This window comes from Streptomyces sp. JL2001 (assembly GCF_050917515.1).
In the GTDB taxonomy this organism is placed as follows: Bacteria; Actinomycetota; Actinomycetes; order Streptomycetales; family Streptomycetaceae; genus Streptomyces.
This window is the reverse complement of the sequence record NZ_CP169421.1, coordinates 5,538,969-5,560,222: the sequence shown is the minus strand read 5'-3', so window position 1 is coordinate 5,560,222 and position 21,254 is coordinate 5,538,969. Positions and strand designations below refer to the sequence as shown.

Annotated in this window: 16 protein-coding genes and 1 pseudogene; 10 read left to right on the top strand and 7 right to left on the bottom strand. The window is 72.6% G+C overall.

The genetic code is table 11. From position 1 onward, the window contains the following. Positions 1 to 115 precede the first annotated feature (115 nt). Positions 116 to 1,612 (top strand): IMP dehydrogenase, encoded by a 1,497-nt coding sequence (locus ACE1OA_RS24785; RefSeq protein ID WP_432753419.1) that lies wholly within the window; start codon positions 116 to 118, stop codon positions 1,610 to 1,612. 186 nt (positions 1,613 to 1,798) lie between these two features. Here ACE1OA_RS24785 and glnA read toward each other — a convergent pair whose 3' ends face one another. After that, on the bottom strand, positions 1,799 to 3,160 hold the full coding sequence (glnA, locus tag ACE1OA_RS24780; RefSeq protein WP_147977741.1) for a type I glutamate--ammonia ligase: 1,362 nt from the start codon (positions 3,158 to 3,160) through the stop codon (positions 1,799 to 1,801). 226 nt (positions 3,161 to 3,386) lie between these two features. Here glnA and ACE1OA_RS24775 point away from each other — a divergent pair, with 226 nt between their 5' ends. The 4 genes from ACE1OA_RS24775 to ACE1OA_RS24760 all read left to right on the top strand — a co-directional run bounded on the left by ACE1OA_RS24775 (position 3,387) and on the right by ACE1OA_RS24760 (position 5,753). Beyond that, a complete protein-coding gene (locus ACE1OA_RS24775) occupies positions 3,387 to 3,806 on the top strand; it encodes a hypothetical protein (protein WP_356609229.1) in 420 nt (139 codons plus the stop codon). Between the two features lie 82 nt (positions 3,807 to 3,888). Then, positions 3,889 to 4,566 (top strand): DUF3105 domain-containing protein, encoded by a 678-nt coding sequence (locus ACE1OA_RS24770; protein WP_356609231.1) that lies wholly within the window; start codon positions 3,889 to 3,891, stop codon positions 4,564 to 4,566. Then, positions 4,563 to 5,213: a DUF305 domain-containing protein gene (locus ACE1OA_RS24765; protein WP_356609233.1), complete on the top strand. Its 651-nt coding sequence runs from the start codon at positions 4,563 to 4,565 to the stop codon at positions 5,211 to 5,213. The genes ACE1OA_RS24770 and ACE1OA_RS24765 overlap by 4 nt, the downstream gene beginning before the upstream one ends. A 120-nt stretch (positions 5,214 to 5,333) precedes the next feature. After that, the gene (locus tag ACE1OA_RS24760) at positions 5,334 to 5,753 is read left to right on the top strand and encodes a CBS domain-containing protein (protein ID WP_356609235.1); all 420 of its coding nucleotides are present in this window, start codon (positions 5,334 to 5,336) and stop codon (positions 5,751 to 5,753) included. Here ACE1OA_RS24760 and ACE1OA_RS24755 read toward each other — a convergent pair. Further along, positions 5,738 to 6,580 carry an alpha/beta fold hydrolase gene (locus ACE1OA_RS24755; RefSeq protein WP_432753418.1) on the bottom strand — a complete coding sequence of 281 codons (843 nt, stop codon included), beginning with the start codon at positions 6,578 to 6,580 and terminating at the stop codon, positions 5,738 to 5,740. The two genes, ACE1OA_RS24760 and ACE1OA_RS24755, sit on opposite strands and share 16 nt — an antisense overlap. Positions 6,581 to 6,973: 393 nt before the next feature. On the opposite strand from ACE1OA_RS24755, the gene ACE1OA_RS24750 reads away from it, so the two are divergent. Together ACE1OA_RS24750 and ACE1OA_RS24745 are read left to right on the top strand one after the other, a co-directional pair. After that, positions 6,974 to 7,801, top strand: coding sequence for a DUF4190 domain-containing protein (locus tag ACE1OA_RS24750; RefSeq protein ID WP_432753417.1), 828 nt, complete (start codon positions 6,974 to 6,976; stop codon positions 7,799 to 7,801). A 102-nt stretch (positions 7,802 to 7,903) separates the two neighbouring features. After that, positions 7,904 to 9,664, top strand: a complete 1,761-nt coding sequence (locus ACE1OA_RS24745) for an NAD+ synthase (protein ID WP_356609241.1) — start codon at positions 7,904 to 7,906, stop codon at positions 9,662 to 9,664. Here ACE1OA_RS24745 and ACE1OA_RS24740 read toward each other — a convergent pair. From ACE1OA_RS24740 to ACE1OA_RS24725, 4 genes and pseudogenes are all read right to left on the bottom strand, one after another. Further along, positions 9,630 to 10,922: an MFS transporter gene (locus tag ACE1OA_RS24740; RefSeq protein WP_432753416.1), complete on the bottom strand. Its 1,293-nt coding sequence runs from the start codon at positions 10,920 to 10,922 to the stop codon at positions 9,630 to 9,632. The genes ACE1OA_RS24745 and ACE1OA_RS24740 overlap by 35 nt on opposite strands. A gap of 94 nt (positions 10,923 to 11,016) precedes the next feature. Continuing rightward, positions 11,017 to 12,039 carry an endonuclease/exonuclease/phosphatase family protein gene (locus tag ACE1OA_RS24735; protein ID WP_384868549.1) on the bottom strand — a complete coding sequence of 341 codons (1,023 nt, stop codon included), beginning with the start codon at positions 12,037 to 12,039 and terminating at the stop codon, positions 11,017 to 11,019. 167 nt (positions 12,040 to 12,206) lie between these two features. Beyond that, positions 12,207 to 12,884 (bottom strand): annotated as a pseudogene (locus ACE1OA_RS24730) (TetR/AcrR family transcriptional regulator); the annotation flags it as partial. Between the two features lie 262 nt (positions 12,885 to 13,146). Beyond that, entirely contained in the window at positions 13,147 to 14,781 is a 1,635-nt protein-coding gene (locus tag ACE1OA_RS24725) for an MFS transporter (RefSeq protein WP_432753415.1), read from the bottom strand. A gap of 178 nt (positions 14,782 to 14,959) precedes the next feature. On the opposite strand from ACE1OA_RS24725, the gene panB reads away from it, so the two are divergent. From panB to ACE1OA_RS24710, 3 genes are all read left to right on the top strand, one after another. Next, a complete protein-coding gene (panB, locus tag ACE1OA_RS24720) occupies positions 14,960 to 15,823 on the top strand; it encodes a 3-methyl-2-oxobutanoate hydroxymethyltransferase (RefSeq protein WP_356609249.1) in 864 nt (287 codons plus the stop codon). A gap of 176 nt (positions 15,824 to 15,999) precedes the next feature. Further along, complete coding sequence (locus ACE1OA_RS24715; protein ID WP_356609251.1) at positions 16,000 to 16,992, top strand: ATP-binding cassette domain-containing protein; 993 nt, start codon at positions 16,000 to 16,002, stop codon at positions 16,990 to 16,992. Further along, complete coding sequence (locus ACE1OA_RS24710; RefSeq protein WP_356609253.1) at positions 16,989 to 17,855, top strand: ABC transporter permease; 867 nt, start codon at positions 16,989 to 16,991, stop codon at positions 17,853 to 17,855. The genes ACE1OA_RS24715 and ACE1OA_RS24710 overlap by 4 nt, the downstream gene beginning before the upstream one ends. Before the next feature lie 25 nt (positions 17,856 to 17,880). Here the strand turns inward: ACE1OA_RS24710 and ACE1OA_RS24705 are convergent, their stop codons facing one another. Further along, entirely contained in the window at positions 17,881 to 21,201 is a 3,321-nt protein-coding gene (locus tag ACE1OA_RS24705) for a BTAD domain-containing putative transcriptional regulator (protein ID WP_386541216.1), read from the bottom strand. Positions 21,202 to 21,254 lie beyond the last annotated feature (53 nt).

The following is a 21,254-nucleotide window of genomic DNA, read 5'->3' as shown; positions in this document are numbered from 1 at the left end:
CAGCTCGTGGCACCTCCGCAGCTGTCATGCCGTCACCTGCCCGCCCGGTCCTGGGACATGGGGCGGCCTTCACGGCCGGGCAGTCGGGTTCCGGTCGACGGGTCAGGAGGAACGAGTGGCACAGGTCATCGCCGAGGTCTCGAGGACGTTCAACGAGTTTCTGCTCCTGCCCAACCGGACCCGGACCGACTGCTCGCCCGCGACGGTCGACCTGCGCACGCCCCTGGTGCGGCACGCCGCCGGAGAGCCGTCGGCGATCGAACTCGGCTCCCCGTTCACGTCCGCGATCATGCAGGCCGTCAGCACACCGGAACTCGCCGTCGCGCTCGCACGCAACGGCGGGCTGAGCTTCCTGCACCACAACCAGTCGGTCCAGGACCAGGCCGCGGCCGTCCGCCAGGTGAAGAACTTCAAGGCCGGATTCGTCACCAGCGACACCAACGTCCGCCCCGACGACAGCCTGAGCCACCTGGTCGCCGTCATGCGGCGCACCGGTCACAGCACCGCCGCGGTCACCCACGACGGCAGCGCCACCGGCCTCCTGCTCGGCCTGGTGACCTCCCGCGACTTCCACCCGCAGCGCCACGACCTCGACGGACCCGTGAGCGGTCGGATGACCGCCGTCGCCGACCTTCCTCACGCCGCGGCCGACACCACGCTCTCCGAAGCCAACGCCCGGTTGTGGGACCAGCGGCTCGACTGTCTCCCGGTGCTCGACGCCGAGGGCCACCTGCAGTACCTGGTCTTCCGGTCCGACTACACGGACAACAAGCGCTTCCCGAACCAGGCCGTCGACAGCGCCAAGCGCCTGCGGGTGGGCGCGGGCATCAACACCCACGACTACCGGGAGCGCGTTCCCGCCCTGCTGGAGGCCGGCGCCGACGCCCTGTGCTTCGACTCCTCCGACGGCTACAGCGACTGGCAGGCGCAGGCCCTGAACTGGGTGAAGAAGCACTACCCGGAGATCCCCACCGGCGGCGGCAACGTGGTCGACGGCGAGGCGTTCACCTTCCTCGCCGAGGCCGGTGCGGACTTCGTCAAGGTCGGCGTGGGCGGCGGCTCCATCTGCATCACCCGCGACCAGAAGGGCATCGGCCGCGGCCAGGCCAGCGCGGTCCTGGACGTCGCCGCCGCCCGGGACGCCTTCCGCGACCGCACCGGCGAGTACGTGCCGATCTGCTCCGACGGCGGGCTGGTGCACGACTACCACGTGGCCCTGGCACTGGCGATGGGAGCCGACTTCGTCATGATGGGGCGTTACTTCGCCCGCTTCGACCAGGCGGCCGGTGCGAAGCTCCCCACCCGGGACGGCTTCGTGAAGGAGTACTGGGGCGAGGGCTCGAACCGTGCCCGCAACTGGCAGCGCTACGGGCAAGGAGGTCAGGGCCTGATCTTCGAAGAAGGCGTCGACGGCTACGTCCCGTACGCCGGCGACCTCGACGAAGGGCTCGCCGTGACCATCGCCAAGCTCAGGACCACGATGGTGTCCTGCGGCTCCACCACTCTTCCGGAGTTCCGGTCCACGGCCCGGCTGACCCTGGTCTCCGACCAGAGCTTCCAGGAGAGCCACGCCAACGTCACCCTGCGCGACACCCCGACGACCGTCGCCTGAGCGGCTGCCCCGAGCCACGGACCACCGGCCGGAGGGGCACGGCGACCCACTCGGCGCCGGACGGCTCACCGTCACCGGCCCAGGGGCGGTGAGACGGCCCAGGGCGGGTGAGACGGCTCGGGGCCGGTGGCTCACCGCCACCAGCCCCGACCGTCGTTCCGCGGGGGCACCCCCGCTGACCTGGCCTTACAGCACCGGCAGGTTCTTCCGCAGCTCGAAGGCCGTCACCTCGGAGCGGTACTCCTCCCACTCCTGCTTCTTGTTGCGCAGGAAGAAGTCGAAGACGTGCTCACCGAGCGTCTCGGCGACCAGTTCGCTCTTCTCCATCAGGGCGATCGCCTCGCCCAGGTTCTGCGGCAGCGGCTCGATGCCCATCGCGCGGCGCTCGGCGTCCGAGAGCGCCCAGACGTCGTCGTCCGCGCCCGCCGGGAGCTCGTAGCCCTCCTCGATGCCCTTGAGGCCCGCCGCCAGCAGGACGGCGTAGGTCAGGTACGGGTTCGCGCCGGAGTCGATGGAGCGGACCTCGACGCGGGAGGAGCCCGTCTTGCCGGGCTTGTACATCGGGACGCGGATCAGGGCCGAGCGGTTGTTGTGGCCCCAGCAGATGTACGAAGGGGCCTCGCCGCCCGCGCCCGCGCTGCGCGCCGAGCCGCCCCAGATGCGCTTGTAGGAGTTGACCCACTGGTTGGTGACGGCCGAGATCTCGGCGGCGTGCTTGAGCAGGCCGGCGATGAAGGAGCGGCCCACCTTGGACAGCTGGTACTCCGCACCCGACTCGTAGAAGGCGTTCCGGTCGCCCTCGAAGAGGGAGAGGTGGGTGTGCATCCCCGAGCCCGGGTACTGCGAGAACGGCTTCGGCATGAACGTCGCCTGCACGCCCTGCTCCAGCGCGACCTGCTTCATGACCAGGCGGAAGGTCATGATGTTGTCGGCCGTGGACAGCGCGTCCGCGTACCTGAGGTCGATCTCCTGCTGGCCGGGCGCGCCCTCGTGGTGGGAGAACTCCACCGAGATGCCCATCGACTCCAGCATGGTGATCGCCTGGCGGCGGAAGTCCATGCCGACGTTCTGCGGGGTGTGGTCGAAGTAGCCGGAGTTGTCGGCGGGCGTGGGGGTCGAACCGTCGAGCGGCTTGTCCTTCAGGAGGAAGAACTCGATCTCGGGGTGCGTGTAGAAGGTGAAGCCGAGGTCGGACGTCTTGGCCAGCATCCGCTTCAGGACGAACCGCGGGTCGGCGAAGGACGGCGAACCGTCGGGCATCAGGATGTCGCAGAACATCCGGGCCGTGCCCGGGGCCTCGGCGCGCCACGGCAGGATCTGGAAGGTGCCCGGATCCGGCTTCGCGATCATGTCCGACTCGTATACACGGGCGAAGCCCTCGATGGCGGACCCGTCGAAGCCGATGCCTTCGTCAAATGCCTGCTCAAGCTCGGCGGGCGCCACGGCGACCGACTTCAGGAAGCCGAGCACGTCGGTGAACCACAGGCGCACGAACCGGATGTCACGCTCCTCGAGCGTCCGGAGCACGAATTCCTGCTGCTTGTCCATTTCCACACCCATCTTTGCTGGTCAGGCCGCCTGTTCCCACCGCCTTGGGCATATCGGAGGGCACCTGAGCATCCCACCACATGGTTTCGCGCACGTTGCACACCCATAGTGCCTGCTCGGGTGTGACACAGGTAACGGGGGAGGGGGCCGTTCTCGCGCGTCCGATCACCCCGGGCGTCCACCCACCCGTGCCCTCCGGGTCCGTCGGCCACTACGATCTCCGCCCATGGGGGGCCCTCCACTCGTCCGCCTGACCCGGCGCGCGCGTCCCGTGGCACTGATGAGTGCCGTGGCGACGCTCCTCGCCGCGCTCTTCGTCTGTCTGGGCGGCGGTCCGGCGCACGGCACGGCCCCGCGGGCGCACGAGCGCCACGCCGCCGACGGCACGGACGTCGCCGGCGTCGTCGCGCGCGGCGCGGACCGGTCCGGTGCGGACGAGTACGTGTGCCCGTACGACCGCGGCGACTGCTCGCTCTTCCCGTCGCTCAGCCCCGCGGTGCTGACCGCCCCGCCGCTCGACCCCCCGCTGCGCGCGGAGGGCCGGCCGCCGGGCACCGGCCCGTCGCACGACACCGGCCGGGCTCCCCGCCCCGGCGCACAGCCGCGTGCGCCGGACCTGCACGTCCTTCAAGTCCTGCGGACGTGACGGTCGGGTCACCCGCAGCACCCGCCCGCCGCGTCCCGACCGACGCGTGACGACCCCCCTCACCACAGAAGGACGAATCACCATGGCCGCCAACCGCTCCGCCGCCTCCGACCGCCGTGCCCGCATAGAGGAGATGCGGCGCGCCGAGAAGGCCCGCGACCGCCGCAACCGCATCCTCACCATCAGTGTCTCCACCGTCGTCGTCCTGGCCCTCGTCGGCTTCGGCGGCTACGTGCTGAAGGACCAGGCCGACAAGAAGGAGCAGAAGGAGGCCGCGGCCAAGGCGCCCATCAAGGACGAGAAGTCCTGGGACGCCAAGAAGCTCGGCCGCAACCACGTCACCAACGCCGTGACGTACCCGATGAAGCCCCCGGTCGGCGGCGACCACGACCAGGTCTGGATGAACTGCGACGGCGACGTCTACCAGCAGAAGATCGCCGAGAGGAACGCCGTGCACTCCCTGGAGCACGGCGCGGTCTGGGTCACGTACAGCAAGAAGGCCGCCGAGGCGGACGTGAAGAAGCTGGCCGAGAAGGTCGGCAAGACGCCGTACTCCCTGATGAGCCCGGTCGACGACCAGGCCGGCGCGATCATGCTGAGCGCCTGGGGCAAGCAGGTGACCGTGGACGGCGCGAGCGACCCGCGCGTGGACGCGTTCTTCACCAAGTACGTGCAGGGCCCGCAGACCCCGGAGCCGGGTGCCGCGTGCACCGGCGGGCTGGGCGCCGAGGGTCAGGGCGCCGCCGGGACGGGCCAGTGAGCGGGTCCCGCCCGAACCGCACGCAGTGGGCGGCGATCACCGCCGTCGTCCTGGCGCTGCTGTTCGCCGGCGGCGCCCTCACGGTCGCCTCGGCCCAGCGCGACGCGGAGCCGCGGACGCCCGTCACGGAGTCGGCGGACGCGGGCTTCGCCCGCGACATGTCGGTGCACCACCAGCAGGCCGTGGAGATGTCGTTCATCGTCCGGGACCGGACGAAGGACGAGGAGGTGCGCCGGCTGGCGTACGACATCGCCAACACGCAGGCCAACCAGCGCGGCATGATGCTGGGCTGGCTGGACCTGTGGGGGCTGCCGAAGGTGGAGTCCGGCACCGAGCCGATGTCCTGGATGGGCATGGGCGGCCACGGTGACGCCGGCCCGCTCGACGGGGCGCTGATGCCCGGCATGGCGACGAAGACGGAGCTGGACCGGCTGCGGAAGGCCGAGGGCCGCCAGGCCGAGATCCTCTACCTCCAGCTGATGTCCGACCACCACAAGGGCGGCGTCCACATGGCCCGCGGCTGTGTGGAGAAGTGCTCCGTGGACATCGAGCGGAAGCTCGCCCAGGGCATGGTCGAGGCCCAGGAGTCCGAGCTGGCGCTGATGGCGGATCTGCTGGCCGCGCGGGGCGCGAAGCCGCGCGGCTGACGCTCCCGAAGGCCGGGCGGCCCCCGTGATCCCAGCGGTCGCGGGGGCCGCCCCGTACGCGGACAATGGGTGAGGCTCGGGGACGTACGTACGACGTCGTTCTACGGAGGTACGCACCCCATGACCACGGCCAAGGACATCATGCACCCCGGGGCCCAGTGGATCCCCCGGCACGAAACGCTCGACCGTGCGGCGCAGATGATGCGCGACCTCAACGTGGGCGCGCTTCCCATAGCCGACGAGCAGGAACGGCTGTGCGGCATCATCACGGACCGCGACATCGTCGTGGGCTGTGTCGCCATGGGCCACGACCCGGCGAAGGTCACCTGTGGCGAGATGGCGCAGGGCACCCCGCGCTGGATCGACTCGGGCGCGGACGTCGGCGCGGTCCTGGAGGAGATGCAGGGTCATCAGATCCGCCGGCTCCCCGTCATCGAGGACAAGCGGCTCATCGGAATGATCAGTGAGGCCGATCTGGCCCAGCACCTGTCGGACGAGCAGATGCAGGCGTTCTGCGCGAGCGTCTACGCCTCGTCCTGACCGCCGGTGCGCAGAACCGCCCGTGCCACCGCGTCCGGGCGGTCCAGCATCATCAGATGGCCCGACGGCTCGACCGCCTCGTAGCGGGCGCCGAGCCGCCGGGCCAGCGTGCGCTGGCGCCGGTCCCAGCGGGCCGACCCGTCCGGGGCCGCGAGGACGGTGACGGGCAGGTCCGGCGGGAGCGGGAAGCGCTCGCGCAGGGCGAGGAGTTCGGCGGCGACGGCGCGGTAGTGGGTGTTCTCCAGGAGCGCGCCGCGCAGCACGCGGGTCGTGGCGTAGCAGGCGCGGACGAGGGCGACGGGTGCCGGGTCGCCGCCCGTGGGGCGTGACAGCCGCACGCCGGCGCGGCGGACGGCCGGGCCGAGGGCGGCCGGGGCTCCGGCGGCGCCGAGCACCGTGCCGAGGGCGCGGGCCACGGCGGTGCGCAGGGCGGGGGCGGCGGGCGGCCGGGCCTGTTCCTCGACGGAGGAGTCGACGAGGACGACCCCGGCGGTACGGGCCGGGTACAGGCGGGCGTGGGCCTCGGCGTGGAAACCGGCGATGGAGTGGCCGACGACGGTGGCGGGGCCGGGCAGGCCCAGCGCGTCGAGGACTCCGGCTATCCGGTGGGCCTCGCCTGCCGCGCTGGGCGGGACGGCGGCGGGGGCGGAGAGCCCGTGACCGGGGCGGTCGAAGCGGACGACCGTGCGGTGCGGGGCGAGCAGCCGGACGACCGGGTCCCAGTCGAACCAGCACATGGCGAGGCCCGCGCTGAGGACGCAGACGGGCCCGGAGCCCTCCACGACGACGTGATGGGCCACTCCGCCGACGCGGACGAACCTGCTCAAGGGCGCTCCTCGGCCACGGAGACGGCGGCTGCCGCGAGCCAGCCTGCCACGAGCGGCGCCCGGAGCCGCCGACCGGCACCGGGCGAGCGGCGCCGGGCGAGCGGCGGGTCCGGGGAGCCGGGCGAGCGGCGGGTCCGGGGAGCCGGGCGGGAGGCGGGTCCGGGGAGCCGGGCGGGAGGCGGGTGCCCGCGCCGGGTGGGCGGGAGGCGCCGCAGCCGCACCGGCCGGGTGGGCCGCGGCACCGAGCCCGGGTCACGAACCCGTCTCGCCCGCAAAATCCCTGGCGCCCCCGCGTACCGCCGCCATACGGTCATGATCACCAGGGGGGCCTGTGTGCCGGTGCCGGCCGAGGAGTCCCTCCCCGCCCCCCGCGCCCGCAGCGAAGGATGCCGCATGACCATGCCCCCGCACGCCCCCGCCCAGATGCCCTGGGGGCCGCCGCCACCGCCGGTGCGCCAGGCCCGCAACGGCCTCGGCATCGCCGCGCTGGTCACCGGCATCGTGGGGCTGGTCCTCGGGATCGTCCCGTTCCTGTTCTGGCTGGGCGGTGTCCTGGGCGTGCTCTCCCTCGTGCTCGGTCTGGTCGGTCACGCCCGTGCCCGCCGGGGCGAGGCGAGCGACAAGGGCGCGGCCGTCGCCGGCATCGTCCTCGGCGCCGTCACCGTCGTCGTCTCGCTCGTGTGGCTGGTCGTCATCGTCATGGCGGTCGGCGACGTGGCGGACGACCTGGAGAAGGAGATGCGCGAGCAGGAGTCGGCCACGGCCGCCCCCTCCGAGCCGGGTCCCGCCACGCCCGACGACCTGCCGACGGAGTCCGCGCCGGCGGCGCTGGCGTTCGGCGGGACGCACACCTACCCCGACGGCATGAAGGTGACCGTCTCCAAGCCGCGCGCGTACCGGCCGGACGAGTTCGCGGCCGGTCACACCAAGGGCAACAGCGCCTTCCAGGTGACGATCACCCTCGTCAACGGGACCGACAAGGCGGTGGACATCACCACGGCCCTGCCCAGCGTCCGGGACGGCGCGGGAGCGGCGGCGGGTCAGATCTTCGACGGCAGCGGCGCCTCCGAGCCGTTCAGGGGCCGGCTGCTGCCGGGCAAGCAGGCCAAGGGGAAGTTCGCCTTCTCGCTGCCCGCGAACGCCGACGGCGAGATGCAGCTGGAAGTGGGTCCCAAGGTGCTGGACTACGAGGACGCGATCTGGACGGGTCCCACCGCGTGACCCTCGCGCAGGGCCCGGTCCGACGGCAGTTTCCGCCGGACCGTTCCCGCCGGGCTCCCGTATCCCAGGACATAGCGTCGGTCTGACGATTACACTGAGCCCGTGCCTCAACTACGTCTCGCTCTGAATCAGATCGACTCGACCGTCGGCGACCTCGCCGGGAACGCCGAGGCGATCGTCCACTGGACCCGGCACGCCGCCGAGCAGGGCGCGCACCTCGTCGCGTTCCCCGAAATGGTGCTCACCGGCTACCCCGTCGAGGACCTGGCCCTGCGCTCCTCGTTCGTGGAGGCGTCCCGGGACGCCCTGCGGGCGCTCGCCGGGCGCCTGGCCGCGGAGGGCTTCGGGGAACTGCCGGTGATCGTCGGCTACCTCGACCGCTCCGAGCGGGACCGCCCGCGCCTCGGCCGGCCCGCCGGATCCCCCGAGAACGCCGCCGCCGTGCTGTACGGGGGCGAGGTGGTGCTGCGGTTCGCCAAGCACCACCTGCCCAACTACGGCGTCTTCGACGAGTACCGCTACTTCGTCCAGGGCGACACCATGCCCGTCGTCCGGGTCCACGGCGTCGACGTCGCCCTCGCGATCTGCGAGGACCTCTGGCAGGACGGCGGCCGGGTGCCGGCGGCCCGCAGCGCGCGGGCGGGGCTGCTCGTCTCGATCAACGCCTCCCCGTACGAGCGGGACAAGGACGACACCCGGCTCGAACTGGTCCGCAAGCGCGCCCAGGAGGCCGGCTGCACCACCGCGTACCTCGCGATGATGGGCGGTCAGGACGAGCTGGTCTTCGACGGTGACTCGATCGTCGTCGACGCCGCCGGCGAAGTCGTCGCCCGTGCCCCGCAGTTCTCCGAGGGAAGCGTGATCCTCGACCTCGACCTGCCGGCCGCCTCGGCCGACGCGCCGACCGGCGTCGTGGACGACGGGCTGCGGATCGACCGGGTGGTCCTCTCCGAGGAGCCGCTGCCCGCCTACGAGCGGGAGCTGACGGGCGGTTACGCCCACCGGCTCGACGACGACGAGGAGGTGTACTCGGCGCTCGTCGTGGGCCTGCGTGCGTACGCCGCGAAGAACGGCTTCCGGTCCGTCCTCGTCGGCCTGTCCGGCGGCATCGACTCGGCGCTCGTCGCCGCGATCGCCTGCGACGCGGTCGGCGCGCAGAACGTGTACGGGGTCTCGATGCCGTCGAAGTACTCCTCGGACCACTCCCGGAGCGACGCCGCCGAACTGGCCCGGCGCACCGGCCTGAACTTCCGCACGGTGTCGATCGAGCCGATGTTCGACGCGTACATGGGGGCGCTGGGCCTGTCCGGCCTGGCGGAGGAGAACCTCCAGTCCCGGCTGCGCGGCACCCTGCTGATGGCGCTGTCCAACCAGGAGGGCCACATCGTCCTCGCGCCGGGCAACAAGTCCGAGCTGGCGGTGGGCTACTCCACTCTGTACGGAGACTCCGTCGGCGCGTACGGCCCGATCAAGGACGTGTACAAGTCGACGGTGTTCCGGCTCGCCCGCTGGCGCAACCGGGCGGCCGAGGACCGCGGTCAGACCCCGCCGATCCCGGAGAACTCGATCTCCAAGCCCCCGAGCGCGGAGCTGCGCCCGGGGCAGGTCGACACCGACTCCCTCCCGGACTACGACGTCCTGGACCGGATCCTCGCGATGTACGTCGACCGCGACCAGGGCAAGGACGCGATCGTCGCGGCCGGCTTCGACGAGGAGCTGGTGGCGCGCACGCTGCGCCTGGTGGACGCGGCGGAGTACAAGCGGCGCCAGTACCCGCCGGGCACCAAGATCTCGGCGAAGGGGTTCGGCAAGGACCGCCGGCTTCCGATCACGAACCGCTGGCGGGAGACGACGGCTCGCTGACCGGGGCCGGCGCGCCGCCGGCCGGCGCGCCGCCGGCCGGCGCGCCGCCGGCCGGCGTTCCCGCCGCACGGAGGGGGCTTTTCGCGACGACGCGGGAAGCCCCCTCGGGCGTGCCGCCCCGCAGGTCGAGCAGTCCGGCCGCGGCGGCGACCGCCAGGCCCACCACCGTCAGGACGGCGCCGACGAGCGCCGGGGAGGTCCAGCCCCAGCCGGCCGCGACGGCGGCGCCGCCGGCCCAGGCCCCGCCCGCGTTGGCCAGGTTGAAGGCGGAGTGGTTGGAGGCGGAGGCGAGGGTCGGGGCGTCCTTGGCCTTGTTCATCACCAGCATCTGGAGCGGGGTGGTGGTCATGAAACCGACCGCGCCGAGGACGACGACGGTCACGAGCGCCAGCCACGGCACGTGGACGGTGAAGCGGAAGGCGACCAGCACGAGGGCGAGCGCGGCCAGCGAACCGTAGAGCGTCGGGCGCAGCGCGCGGTCGGTGAGGGGGCCCGCGGCGAGCGCGCCGGCCGTCATGCCGATCCCGAAGAGGGCGAGCACGAGGGTGACCGAGGACTCGCCGAAGCCCATCACCTCGGTGGTCATCGAGGCGAGGTAGGAGTAGACGGCGAAGACGCCGGCGAAGCCGAAGACCGCGGTGAGCAGGCCGAGCAGCACCTGGGGGCGGCCGAGCGCGCGCAGTTCACGGCCCAGGCTCTGCTGCGCGTCGACCGGTACCCGCGGCACGAGCCGGGCGAGTGCCGCCATGGCGAGCAGGCCGATGGCGGTGACGACCAGGAAGGTGGCCCGCCAGCCGAGGTGCTGGCCGAGGAGGGTCGCGGCCGGGACGCCCAGGATGTTGGCGACGGTCAGGCCGAGGAACATCGTGGCCACCGCCCGCGCCTGCCGGCCCTCGGGGACCAGGCGGGCGGCGACGACGGCACCGACGCCGAAGAACGCGCCGTGCGGGAGCCCGGCCAGGACCCGGCCGGCCACGAGCCAGCCGAAGCCGGGCGCCAGCGCGGAGGCCAGGTTGCCGACCGTGAACAGGGCCATCAGCAGCAGGAGCATCCGCTTGCGCGGGACCCGCGAGCCGAGGGCGGTGAGCAGCGGGGCGCCGATGACGACACCGATCGCGTAGGCGGAGACGAGGTACCCGGCGGTGGGGACGGAGGTGCCGAGGTCGCCGGCGACGTTGGGCAGCAGGCCCATCATCACGAACTCGGTGGTGCCGATGCCGAAGGCGGAGACGGCGAGCGCGAGCAGCGCCAGGGGCATGGGAGAGCCTTTCGAGAAGTTAGTTCTGCAACTTAACAAAGGCTCCCCGCCCGATGGAAAACGCGGGTGAAGGGGAGGTTTCCGGCGCGTGCCGTCACAGGCTGATGCGCGCCGCGATCGGCAGGTGGTCGCTCTCGGTCTCCGCGAGCGTCCAGGACGAGACCGGCTCCACGCCCTTGACCATGATCTGGTCGATCCGGGCCATCGGGGACGAGGCCGGCCAGCTGAAGCCGAAGCCGTCGCCGGAGGCGCCCTGCGTGGAGCGCAGCTGCGAGGTGACGGCGTTCAGCGAGCGGTCGTTCATGGTGCCGTTGAGGTCGCCGAGCAGGATGACCCTGCGGTTCGCGTCGTCGGCGATGGCCTCGCCGAGCGCGTTGGCGCTCCGGTCGCGCTGGTTGGCGGTGAAGCCGGCGTTCAGCTTGACCCGCACGGACGGCAGGTGGGCGACGTACACGGCCACCGCGCCCTGGGGGGTGGTGACGGTCGAGCGCATGGCGCGGGTCCAGCCCATCCGGATGTCGACCTCACGCGTGTCGCGCATCGGGTACTTGCTCCACAGCCCGACGGTGCCCTGCACGGAGTGGTAGGCGTACGTGTCGGCCAGGCCGCGCTCGTAGACCGGGACCATCTCGCCCTTGAGCTCCTCCAGCGCGACCACGTCGGCACCGGACGCCGCGATCTGGCGGGCCGTGCCCTCGGGGTCCGGGTTGTCGGCGTTCACGTTGTGGGTCGCGACGGTGAGGTCGCCGCCGTCGGCGGACTTGTCCGTGACCAGGCCGCCGAAGAGGTTGAGCCAGACCACGGCCGGCAGCAGCAGGGCGATCAGCGCGGTCGCGGAGCGCCGCAGCAGTGCGAGGACCAGCAGCACCGGCACGAGCAGGCCGAGCCAGGGCAGGAAGGTCTCGGTGAGGCTGCCGAGGTTGCCGATGCGGTTGGGGATGTCGGAGTGCAGGACCATCAGCAGCGTGAGCAGGACGGCGCAGACCGCCAGCAGGATCCCGCGGCGCCAGATGCCCCGGTCGCCCAGCCGGCGCCCGAGCACCGATCGGAACCGCGATCCGGAGCGCTCGTCCCGTGCGCCGCCGTTCTCGGTCTCCGTCATGTCCACCCGCGCCATCACTCTGTCCTCACTGCCTTGCTCGGTGACCCGACGTCGACACTAGGTGATGACGGGTCCGTCGTACTGCCACGGGGGACGACAGAGCGGCGCGGCGGGTTCCTGCGGGTGGCCCGGGCGGTGCGGCTGTGACAGAACGCGCACATTCGTACGGTTCGGTCAGCTTCGGGGCGCACGCCGGACAGGACGGCGTCGACGACCCGCTCCGGCAGACCGGGGTCCGGCGGGGCGCCGGGCCGGATGACGGTGCGCAGCAGGAGAGGCCCGACGAAGAGGTCGTCGAGCAGTTCGAGGTCGAGGTCGGCCCGGATCTCGCCGGCCTCGATGCCCCGGCGCAGCACGTCCAGGCCGATCCGTCGGCGCGGCTCGATCACGGTCGCGTGGTACGCCTCCCACAGCTTGGGATACAGCCGCATCTGCGAGAAGACGTTGTGCAGCAGGGCCGAACTCCGTTCGGCGAGTCCGCGCCGGCGCAGCGACTCGAGCAGCGTGACGAGGTCGTCGCGGACGGAGGTGCCGGGGAGTGCCGGATCGGGCGGCTCGACGGAGCGCAGGAGGTCGACGAAGAGCTCCTCCTTGCCGGGCCAGCGGCGGTAGATGGTGGCCTTCCCGACCCCGGCGGTGCGGGCGATCCGCTCGATCGACAGGTCGGCGAGCGGGACCCCCTCCTCCAGGAGCGAGGTCGCCGCCGCCAGGATCGCCCGCTCGGCGGCCTCGCTGCGCGGCCGCCCGCGCCGTGCGGCGCCCCCGCCCCGCGGGCCCTTCGGGGCGCCGTCGTCTTCGAGGGACACGTCCGCTCCGCCTTTCGCCGTCACCGCGGGACACCTGCCGTCACCTGTTCGCATCCTCCCGATCCCCGGCGGCGCCACCGCCACGGCGGCCCCCGGAGACGGGCGGCGTCCGGAAGGCCGGTCCCACCGGGGCTTTCCCGGCAGGGCAGCGGCTAGGCCCTGTCCGGGCGATCTTCTCGGGCCCGCGACGACGGCTGCGGCACCTCGCGGCGTTGTCGGAGTCGCCCGAGTACGCCCAGTACGAGGGCGATCCTCCGCCTTGCGATGCACCACATCCGACGCCGCGGCCGGTCCTCGAAGATCGCCCGGACAGGACCTAGCTCCGGACCGGCGCGCTCGCCCCGGCGTCCGACTCCGGTTCGGGCTTCGCGACGGACTCCGGCCCGCCGGGGGCGCCCGGTCCGCCCGCCCGGCGGCCCGGCAGGAAGGCGGCCACGACGACCGCGCCGAACAGGGCGATCGCGGCCGAGCAGGCGGCCGTGACGTGCATGGCGTCGAGGAAGGCGTGGTACGCGGGCGCCACCAGCGCCGACCCCTCCGGGCCGAGCCGCGCGGCGACTCCGAGGGTGGCCTCGATCGACTCGCCGGCCGTGTCCCGCAGGCCCGCGGGCAGCCCGGTCAGGTGGCCCTCGATCTCGCCCCGGTAGGTGGCCGAGAGCACCGATCCGAGCACCGCCACCCCGAGCGCGCCCCCCACCTGCCGGAAGGTGTTGTTGATCGCCGAACCCGAGCCGGCCTTCTCCCGGGGCAGGGCCTGCATCACGGCGACGGTAACCGGCGGCATGATGTGCGCCATTCCCAGGCCCTGCGCGAAGAACACCAGCTCCAGGGTCCACACCGGCGTGTGCGCGTCGAAGAAGGTGAAGGCGGTCAGGCCCGCGGCGACCAGCAGCATGCCCCCGGCGCACACCACCCGCGCGCCGAAGCGTTCGACGGCCAGTCGCGCCCGGGGCGAGAACACCAGCTGCGCGGCGGCGATGGGCAGGATCAGCAGTCCGGCCTGCAGCGCGCTGTAGCCCCGCACGCTCTGCAGGTAGAAGGCGGAGAAGAAGGTGACGCCCATCAGCGCGAAGAAGACCAGCGCGATGGCGGCCACGGCGGCGGAGAACGCGGGCTTGGCGAAGTAGCCGATGTCGATCGCCGGGTGGTCGCTGCGCTTCTCGTGCAGGACGAAGCCGACGAGGACCGCGAGGCCCGCGAGCAGCGGGGCGAGGACGGTGGGGTCCGTGAAGTCGGCCAGCTCGCCGCCGCGGATGATCCCGTACACGAGGAGGACGAGGCCGACGACGGACAGGAAGACGCCCGGCACGTCGATCCGGCCGGGCGCGGGGTCGCGGGAGTCGGGCACCAGCCAGGCCATCAGCACGAAGGCGAGGATCACGACCGGCACGTTGACCAGGAAGATCGAGCCCCACCAGAAGTGTTCGAGGAGGATGCCGCCGGTGATCGGGCCGACCGCGATGGCGACCCCGACGCTGCCCGCCCAGATGCCGATGGCCCGGGGCTGTTCCTCGCGCTCGAAGACGTTCATCAGGACGGCGAGGGTGGCGGGCATCACGAAGGCGGCGCCCAGGCCCATGACGGCCCGGTAGGTGATGAGCTCGCCGGGGGATCCGGAGAACGCGGCGAGCGCGGAGCCCGCACCGAAGACGGCGATGCCGAAGAGGAGCACCTTCTTGCGGCCCCATCGGTCGCCCAGCAGCCCCGCCGTGAACAGCAGTCCGGCGAAGACGAGGGTGTAGGAGTTGATCGCCCATTCCAGCTCGCTCTGACCGGCGCCGATGCCGGTGGGGGCGGGGCTGGCGATCGTCTTGACGGCGACGTTCAGGATCGAGTTGTCGAGGACGACGATCAGCAGGCTGAGCGTCAGGACGCCGAGGACCACCCAGCGGCGGCGGTGGACGGCCTCGGGGATCCGGGGTGCCGCGGGAACGGCGGACGGCTGGGACATGCCGCCACGCCTACCCGTATTTCGATACGGCGCCGTCTCGTATCGGAAGGGTTCGCCCGGTCGGCGTGTGAACAGCACCACTCCGGCCCACTTCCCCCGCCGCCTCGTGAAGTGCCACCATGGACGTGATCCGGGGACGCCGTCAGGGCGCCTCGAGATGACGAAGGAGCCGTTCACCATGACGCTTCAGCCTGCCCCGACGCAGTCCCCCGACAGCAGCAAGGCGCTGTACGGAGGCACGGGCACGCGCCGCATCACCGTCCACGACATCGCCGCCGCCAAGGCCCGCGGCGAGAAGTGGCCCATGCTCACCGCCTACGACGCCATGACGGCGTCCGTGTTCGACGAGGCGGGCATCCCGGTCGTCCTCGTCGGCGACTCGATGGGCAACTGTCACCTCGGCTACGACACCACCGTGCCCGTGACGATGGACGAGATGACCCTGCTGTCCGCCGCCGTCGTGCGGGGCACCAAGCGGGCCCTCGTCGTCGGCGACCTCCCCTTCGGCTCGTACCAGGAAGGGCCCGTCCAGGCCCTGCGCAACGCCACCCGGCTGGTCAAGGACGCCGGCGTCGGCGCGGTCAAGCTGGAGGGCGGCGAGCGTTCGCTGCCGCAGACCGAGCTGCTGGTCCAGGCCGGCATCCCGGTGATGTCCCACCTCGGCCTGACCCCGCAGTCCGTCAACACCATGGGCTACCGGGTGCAGGGCCGCAGCGACGAGGCCGCGCACCGGCTGCTGAGCGACGCCAAGGCGGCCCAGGACGCCGGCGCCTTCGCGGTCGTCCTGGAGCTCGTGCCGTCCGAGCTGGCCGCCGAGGTGACCCGCTCCCTGCACATCCCGACCATCGGCATCGGCGCGGGGCCCGAGACCGACGCTCAGGTCCTCGTCTGGACGGACATGGCCGGCCTCACCGGCGGCAAGGTGCCGCGCTTCACCAAGCAGTACGCCAACCTGCGCCAGACGCTCGGCGACGCCGCGCGCGCCTTCGCGGAGGACGTCAGCGGTGGGGCCTTCCCCGCCGAGGAGCACACCTTCCACTGACCCCGGGGAGCCCGTCGGCTCCCTGATCCGCCCTGGTCACCGGGGCTTCCCCTCGCGCCATCGCGGTACGGACGACAGCCCGCCGACATCCCCCATCGGCGGGCTGTCGGCGCGTCCGGAGCCGCTGTCGGTCGTCTGTCGGAGGGTTGTCGGTGGCGGCTGGTCTAGTAGTGGCCATGACGCGATCACACACCAACGCCGTCGAGGTCCGGGGCCTCGTGAAGCACTACGGCGAGACGAAGGCCCTGGACGGGGTCGACCTGGACGTCCGGGAAGGCACGGTGCTCGGGGTCCTCGGCCCGAACGGCGCCGGCAAGACCACCCTCGTGCGCTGCCTGTCCACCCTGATCGTCCCGGACGCCGGGACCGCCCGGGTCGCCGGGTACGACGTGGTGAAGCAGCCCCGCCAGCTCCGCCGCACCATCGGCCTCACCGGCCAGTACGCCTCGGTCGACGAGAAGCTCTCCGGCTGGGAGAACCTCTACATGATCGGGCGGCTGCTCGACCTGTCCCGCGCCGACGCCCGGCGCCGCGCCGACGAGATGCTGGAGCGCTTCTCCCTCACCGAGGCCGCCAAGCGGCCGGCGATGAACTACTCCGGCGGCATGCGGCGGCGCCTCGACCTGGCCGCCTCGATGATCGGCCGGCCCGCCGTCCTCTACCTGGACGAGCCCACCACCGGTCTCGACCCCCGCACCCGCAACGAGGTGTGGGACGAGGTCCAGAACATGGTCTCCGAGGGCGTGACCGTGCTGCTCACCACCCAGTACATGGAGGAGGCCGAGCAGCTCGCCAGCGAGCTGACGGTCATCGACCGCGGCCGGGTCATTGCCAACGGCAAAGTCGACGAGCTCAAGGCGCGGGTGGGCGGCCGCACGCTGACCGTCCGCCCGGTGGACTCCGCCGACCTGCCCGCCATGGCGGGCGCCCTGCGCGAGTCCGGCCTGGACGGCGTCGCCGGCGCCACCGTCGTCCCCGACGAGGGCGCGCTCTACGTGCCGATCCTCAGCGACGAGCAGCTGACGGCCGTCGTCGGCCTGCTCGGCGCCCGCGGCTACGGCATCGCCCACATCGGTACCCACCTGCCCAGCCTGGACGAGGTGTTCCTGGCCATCACGGGCGAGAAGGCCACCGTGTCCGACACGCTTCCCGAGGAGGTCGCCGCATGAGCACCACCACGACCACGCAGCTCTCGAAGTCGCCCGCCGGCTCCGCCCCCGGGCCGGCGCCGATGCGCGCCGCGCAGCCCGGCGAGGGACGGATCGGCCTGCGGAACAACCTCCGCCACATCGGCGCCCTGGTGCGCCGCAACGCGCTGCAGATCAAGCAGGACCCGGAGTCGATGTTCGACGCGGTCCTGATGCCGATCATCTTCGTCCTGCTGTTCGTGTACGTCTTCGGCGGCGCGATCTCCGGCAAGGGCAACAACGACGCGTACGTGAACTACGTGGTCCCCGGCCTGATGGCGATGATGGGCATGAACATCGCCATGGCCGTCGGCACCGGCATCAACGACGACTTCAAGAAGGGGGTCATGGACCGGTTCCGCACGATGCCGATCGCCCGGTCCTCCGTCCTCATCGCGAAGATCGTCGTCGAGGTCGGCCGCATGCTGATCGCCACCGCGATCCTGCTCGGCATGGGCTTCCTGCTCGGCATGGAGATCAAGACCTCGGTCCTCGACCTCTTCGCCGCCATCGGCCTGTCGATGGTGTTCGGCGCCTCGCTGATGTGGATCTTCATCCTGCTCGGTCTCACGCTGAAGACGGCCCAGGCCGTCCAGGGAATGGCCATGATCGTACTGATGCCGCTCCAGTTCGGCTCCTCGATCTTCGCTCCGCCGACCTCGATGCCCGGCTGGCTGGAGACCTTCACCGACTACAACCCGCTGTCCAACCTGGCCGACGCGGCGAGGAACCTGATCAACGGCGGTCCGGTCGCCCACTCGGTGTGGATGACCCTCGGCTGGGCAGTGGCGATCACGGTCGTCACGGCGCCGCTCGCGGTCGCCAAGTTCCGCAAGAAGACCTGATCCGCCCGGGGACGGCCCGGGAACGTCAGGACTCGGCGCGCCTCGTGATCGCGTCGGCGCCGTCGAGCAGGGCGGTGGCCTCCTCCAGGGAGAGGCCACCGCCCTCGGCGTACGCGGCCTCGAACGCCGCGTCGCCGAGTACGGACCGGGTCAGCGCGGTGGCCGCGTCCAGGTTCTCCCGCTCCATCGGGGCGAGGCGGTGTTCGTTCGGGAGCAGGTCCGGGACGGCGCCGAGGAGCCGGGCGGCGCGGGTGGCGTCGTCGCCGCCGAGACCGGCCAGCGCCCAGGCGGCGGTGACCAGGTGGATCGTAGGCATCTGCGGGGCGACCATCAGCGACAGGGCGCCGGTCGCCCGGTCCAGGGCCTCCCTGACGAGCTTCAGGGCCGCCGCGTACCGGCCGTCCAGGTTGTCGAGCCAGGCCAGGCTGCCGAAGGTGAAGCCCTCGAAGATCGACAGGGTGTCGGAGCCGAACTCGCCCAGCAGCTCGGTGAGCTGCTCGCGCGCCTCGGCGGTGCGGCCGGTCCGGCCGAGGAGCATCGCGAGGAAGATCCGCGCGGCGAGCATCGGCTCGTGGCCGCGCCCGGGACCCTCCGCAAGGACCTGGCGCAGGATCGCCTCGCTCTCCTCGTGCCGGCCGACGGCGGCGAGCGTGTCGGCGTAGCGGGCCCGCAGCAACGCCATCTGGGACTGGGCGCCGATCCGCTCCGCGTATCCGATGGCCGCGGCGAAGTCCTCGGCCGCGCCCTCGAACTCGCAGCGCTTCTCGCGGGCCTCGCCCCGCGAGGAGAGCGCCTCGGCCGCGCCCCAGGCGTCGTCGAGGCGGAGGAAGATGCCCAGGCTCTCGTCGGCGTCGGCGCTCGCTCCGTCGGCCCAGGAGACCCGGTTGGCAAGCATGTTGGCGCGCAGCTGGAGGATGTTGGCCAGCTCCCAGGCGTAGCCGTGGGTCCGGCAGGCTTCGACGGTGGCGTCGAGCGAGGTGCGCATCCCCTCGACGTCGCCGGTCAGCAGCACCGCGAAGACGGAGAAGGAGCCGGGCAGCCGGCAGGTCTGCGGCAGCCCGGGCGGGTAGGCGTCGGTGATGCGCCGCAGTCGCTCGATGCCCTCGGGGGTGGTCCAGCGGCCGGTCTGGTGGTCCATGTTCAGCAGCTCGATGAGCCGCGCCCCGCGCCGGGCCTCCCACAGCGTGTCCTCGTCGAACGGCGGCGGCGCGGCGGTGACGTGCTCGAAGAGGGGGACGACGGGCGGCGCGTCCGGCCCGAACGGGTCGGGGCCGAGGGCGGCGACGGCCTCGGCCCAGTGCAGGGCGTCGGCACGCAGGTCGCGCATCTGCCAGTACCAGAGGAGGGCGTGGACGAGGCTGAGCGCCTCGTGCTCGTCCCGGGCGGCGACGGCGCGGCGCAGGGCGGTCCGCAGGTTCTCGTACTCGAGGCGGAAGCGGGCCATGGCCGCGAGCTGTCCGCCGCCGCGGAGTTCGGGGTCGGTGGTGCGGGCGAGTTCGCGGTAGTACGTCAGATGCCGCCGCTCGGCCACCGCACGATCACCCGCCTCGTCCAACCGCTCTCCCGCGTACTCCCCCACCGTCTCCAGCAACCGGTAACGCATCACCCCCTCCTCCGAAGGAGCCGCCACCACCAACGACTTGTCCACCAACGCACCCAACACGCCCAACACCCCGGCCCCACCCCCACCGGACCCCCCGCACACCGCCTCCGCCGCCTCCAGACCACACCCGCCCGAAAACACCGAAAGCCGCCGCAACACCCCCCGCTCACCCTCGTCCAGCAGATCCCACGACCAGTCCACCACCGCACGCAACGTCTGCTGACGCGGCAACACCGTCCGCGCCCCCGACGTCAACAACGCGAACCGATCGTCCAACCGATCCGCGATCTGCCGCGGACTCAACAACCGCAACCGCGCCGCCGCCAACTCGATCGCCAACGGCAACCCGTCCAACCGCCGACCGATCTCCGCACACGCCTCCGCATCCTCCGACACCGTGAAACCCGCACGCGCCGCAGCACCCCGCTCCCCCAACAACCGCAACGCCTCACCCCGCGACAACGGCCCCACCGCACGCACGAACTCCCCCGGCACCCCCAACGGCTCCCGACTCGTCGCCAACACCGACACCCCCGGACACCGCGCCAACAACACCTCCACCAACCCCGCCACCGCACCCACCACGTGCTCACAGTTGTCCAGCAACAACAGCAACCGCCGCGACCCGCAATGCTCCACCAGACGCCCCACCGGGTCGTCGTGGACGTTCGTGCGCAGTTCCTCGGCGCCGGCGCCCCTGAGGACGGTCTGGCGCGCGCCGACGGCGCCGAGGACGGCCTCGGCCACGGCCTGCGGGTCGGTGACGGGGGCCAGTTCGGCCAGCCACACCCCGTCCGGCCACGCGTCGGACGCGACGTCCGCGACCTCCTGGGAGAGCCGGGTCTTGCCGGCGCCGCCGGGCCCGAGGAGCGTGACGAGCCGGGCGCCGCGCAGGTCCTCCCGTACGGCGGCGATGTCCCTCTCGCGCCCGACGAAACTGGTCAGCCGGGCGCGGAGGTTGCCGGTGGTCCCGGCGGAGGCCGGGGCGGAGCCGGGGGCCGAGGCGGTGGGGGCGGTGGCCGGGTCCGTGGCCAGGAGCTCCGTGTGCAGGGCCCGCAGCGCGGGGGACGGGTCGGTCCCGAGCCGGCCGGCGAGTTCGCGGCGGACCGCGTCGTAGGCCGCGAGGGCCTCGGCCGCCCGGCCGGTGTCGCGCAGCGCCCGGATCCGCAGGGCCTGGAGCAGTTCGTCCAGCGGGTGTTCCTCGCAGAGCGCGGCGAGTTCGGGCAGGACGGTGGCGGCCTGTCCGAGGGCGAGGGCGGCGCCGAGGCGGGCGCGACGGGCGTCCAGGCGGCGGGCCTCCCAGCGGGACGCCTCGGCCGCGCGGTCGGGCAGGTCGGCGAGCGCGGGTCCCCGCCAGAGCCCGAGGGCCTCGTCGAGGAGCCCGGCGGCGCGGGCCGGATCCCCTGACTCCAGGGCGTGGAGGCCGTCAGCCGCGAGCCGTTCGAAGCGCCGCGCGTCCACGTCCTCGGGGTCCGCGGCGAGCCGGTAGCCGCCGTCCGCGGAGACCACGGCCTCGTGCCCGAGCGCCCGGCGGGCCCGCCCGACCAGGGCCTGGAGCGCCGCGGCGCCGTCCGCGGGCGGCTCCCCGTGCCAGACCTCGTCGACGAGGACGGGGACGGGGACGGCGCGCCCGGCCCGCAGCGCGAGCACGGTCACCAGGGCCCGCAGCCGGGGACCGCCGACGGGGACGGGGGTGCCGTCGGGGCGGTGGGCGAGGGTGGGGCCGAGGACTGAGTAGCGCACAGGCCCTATTCTCCGTGAGCCGGGGGACATCGCAGGAACTCACCCCCACCCCG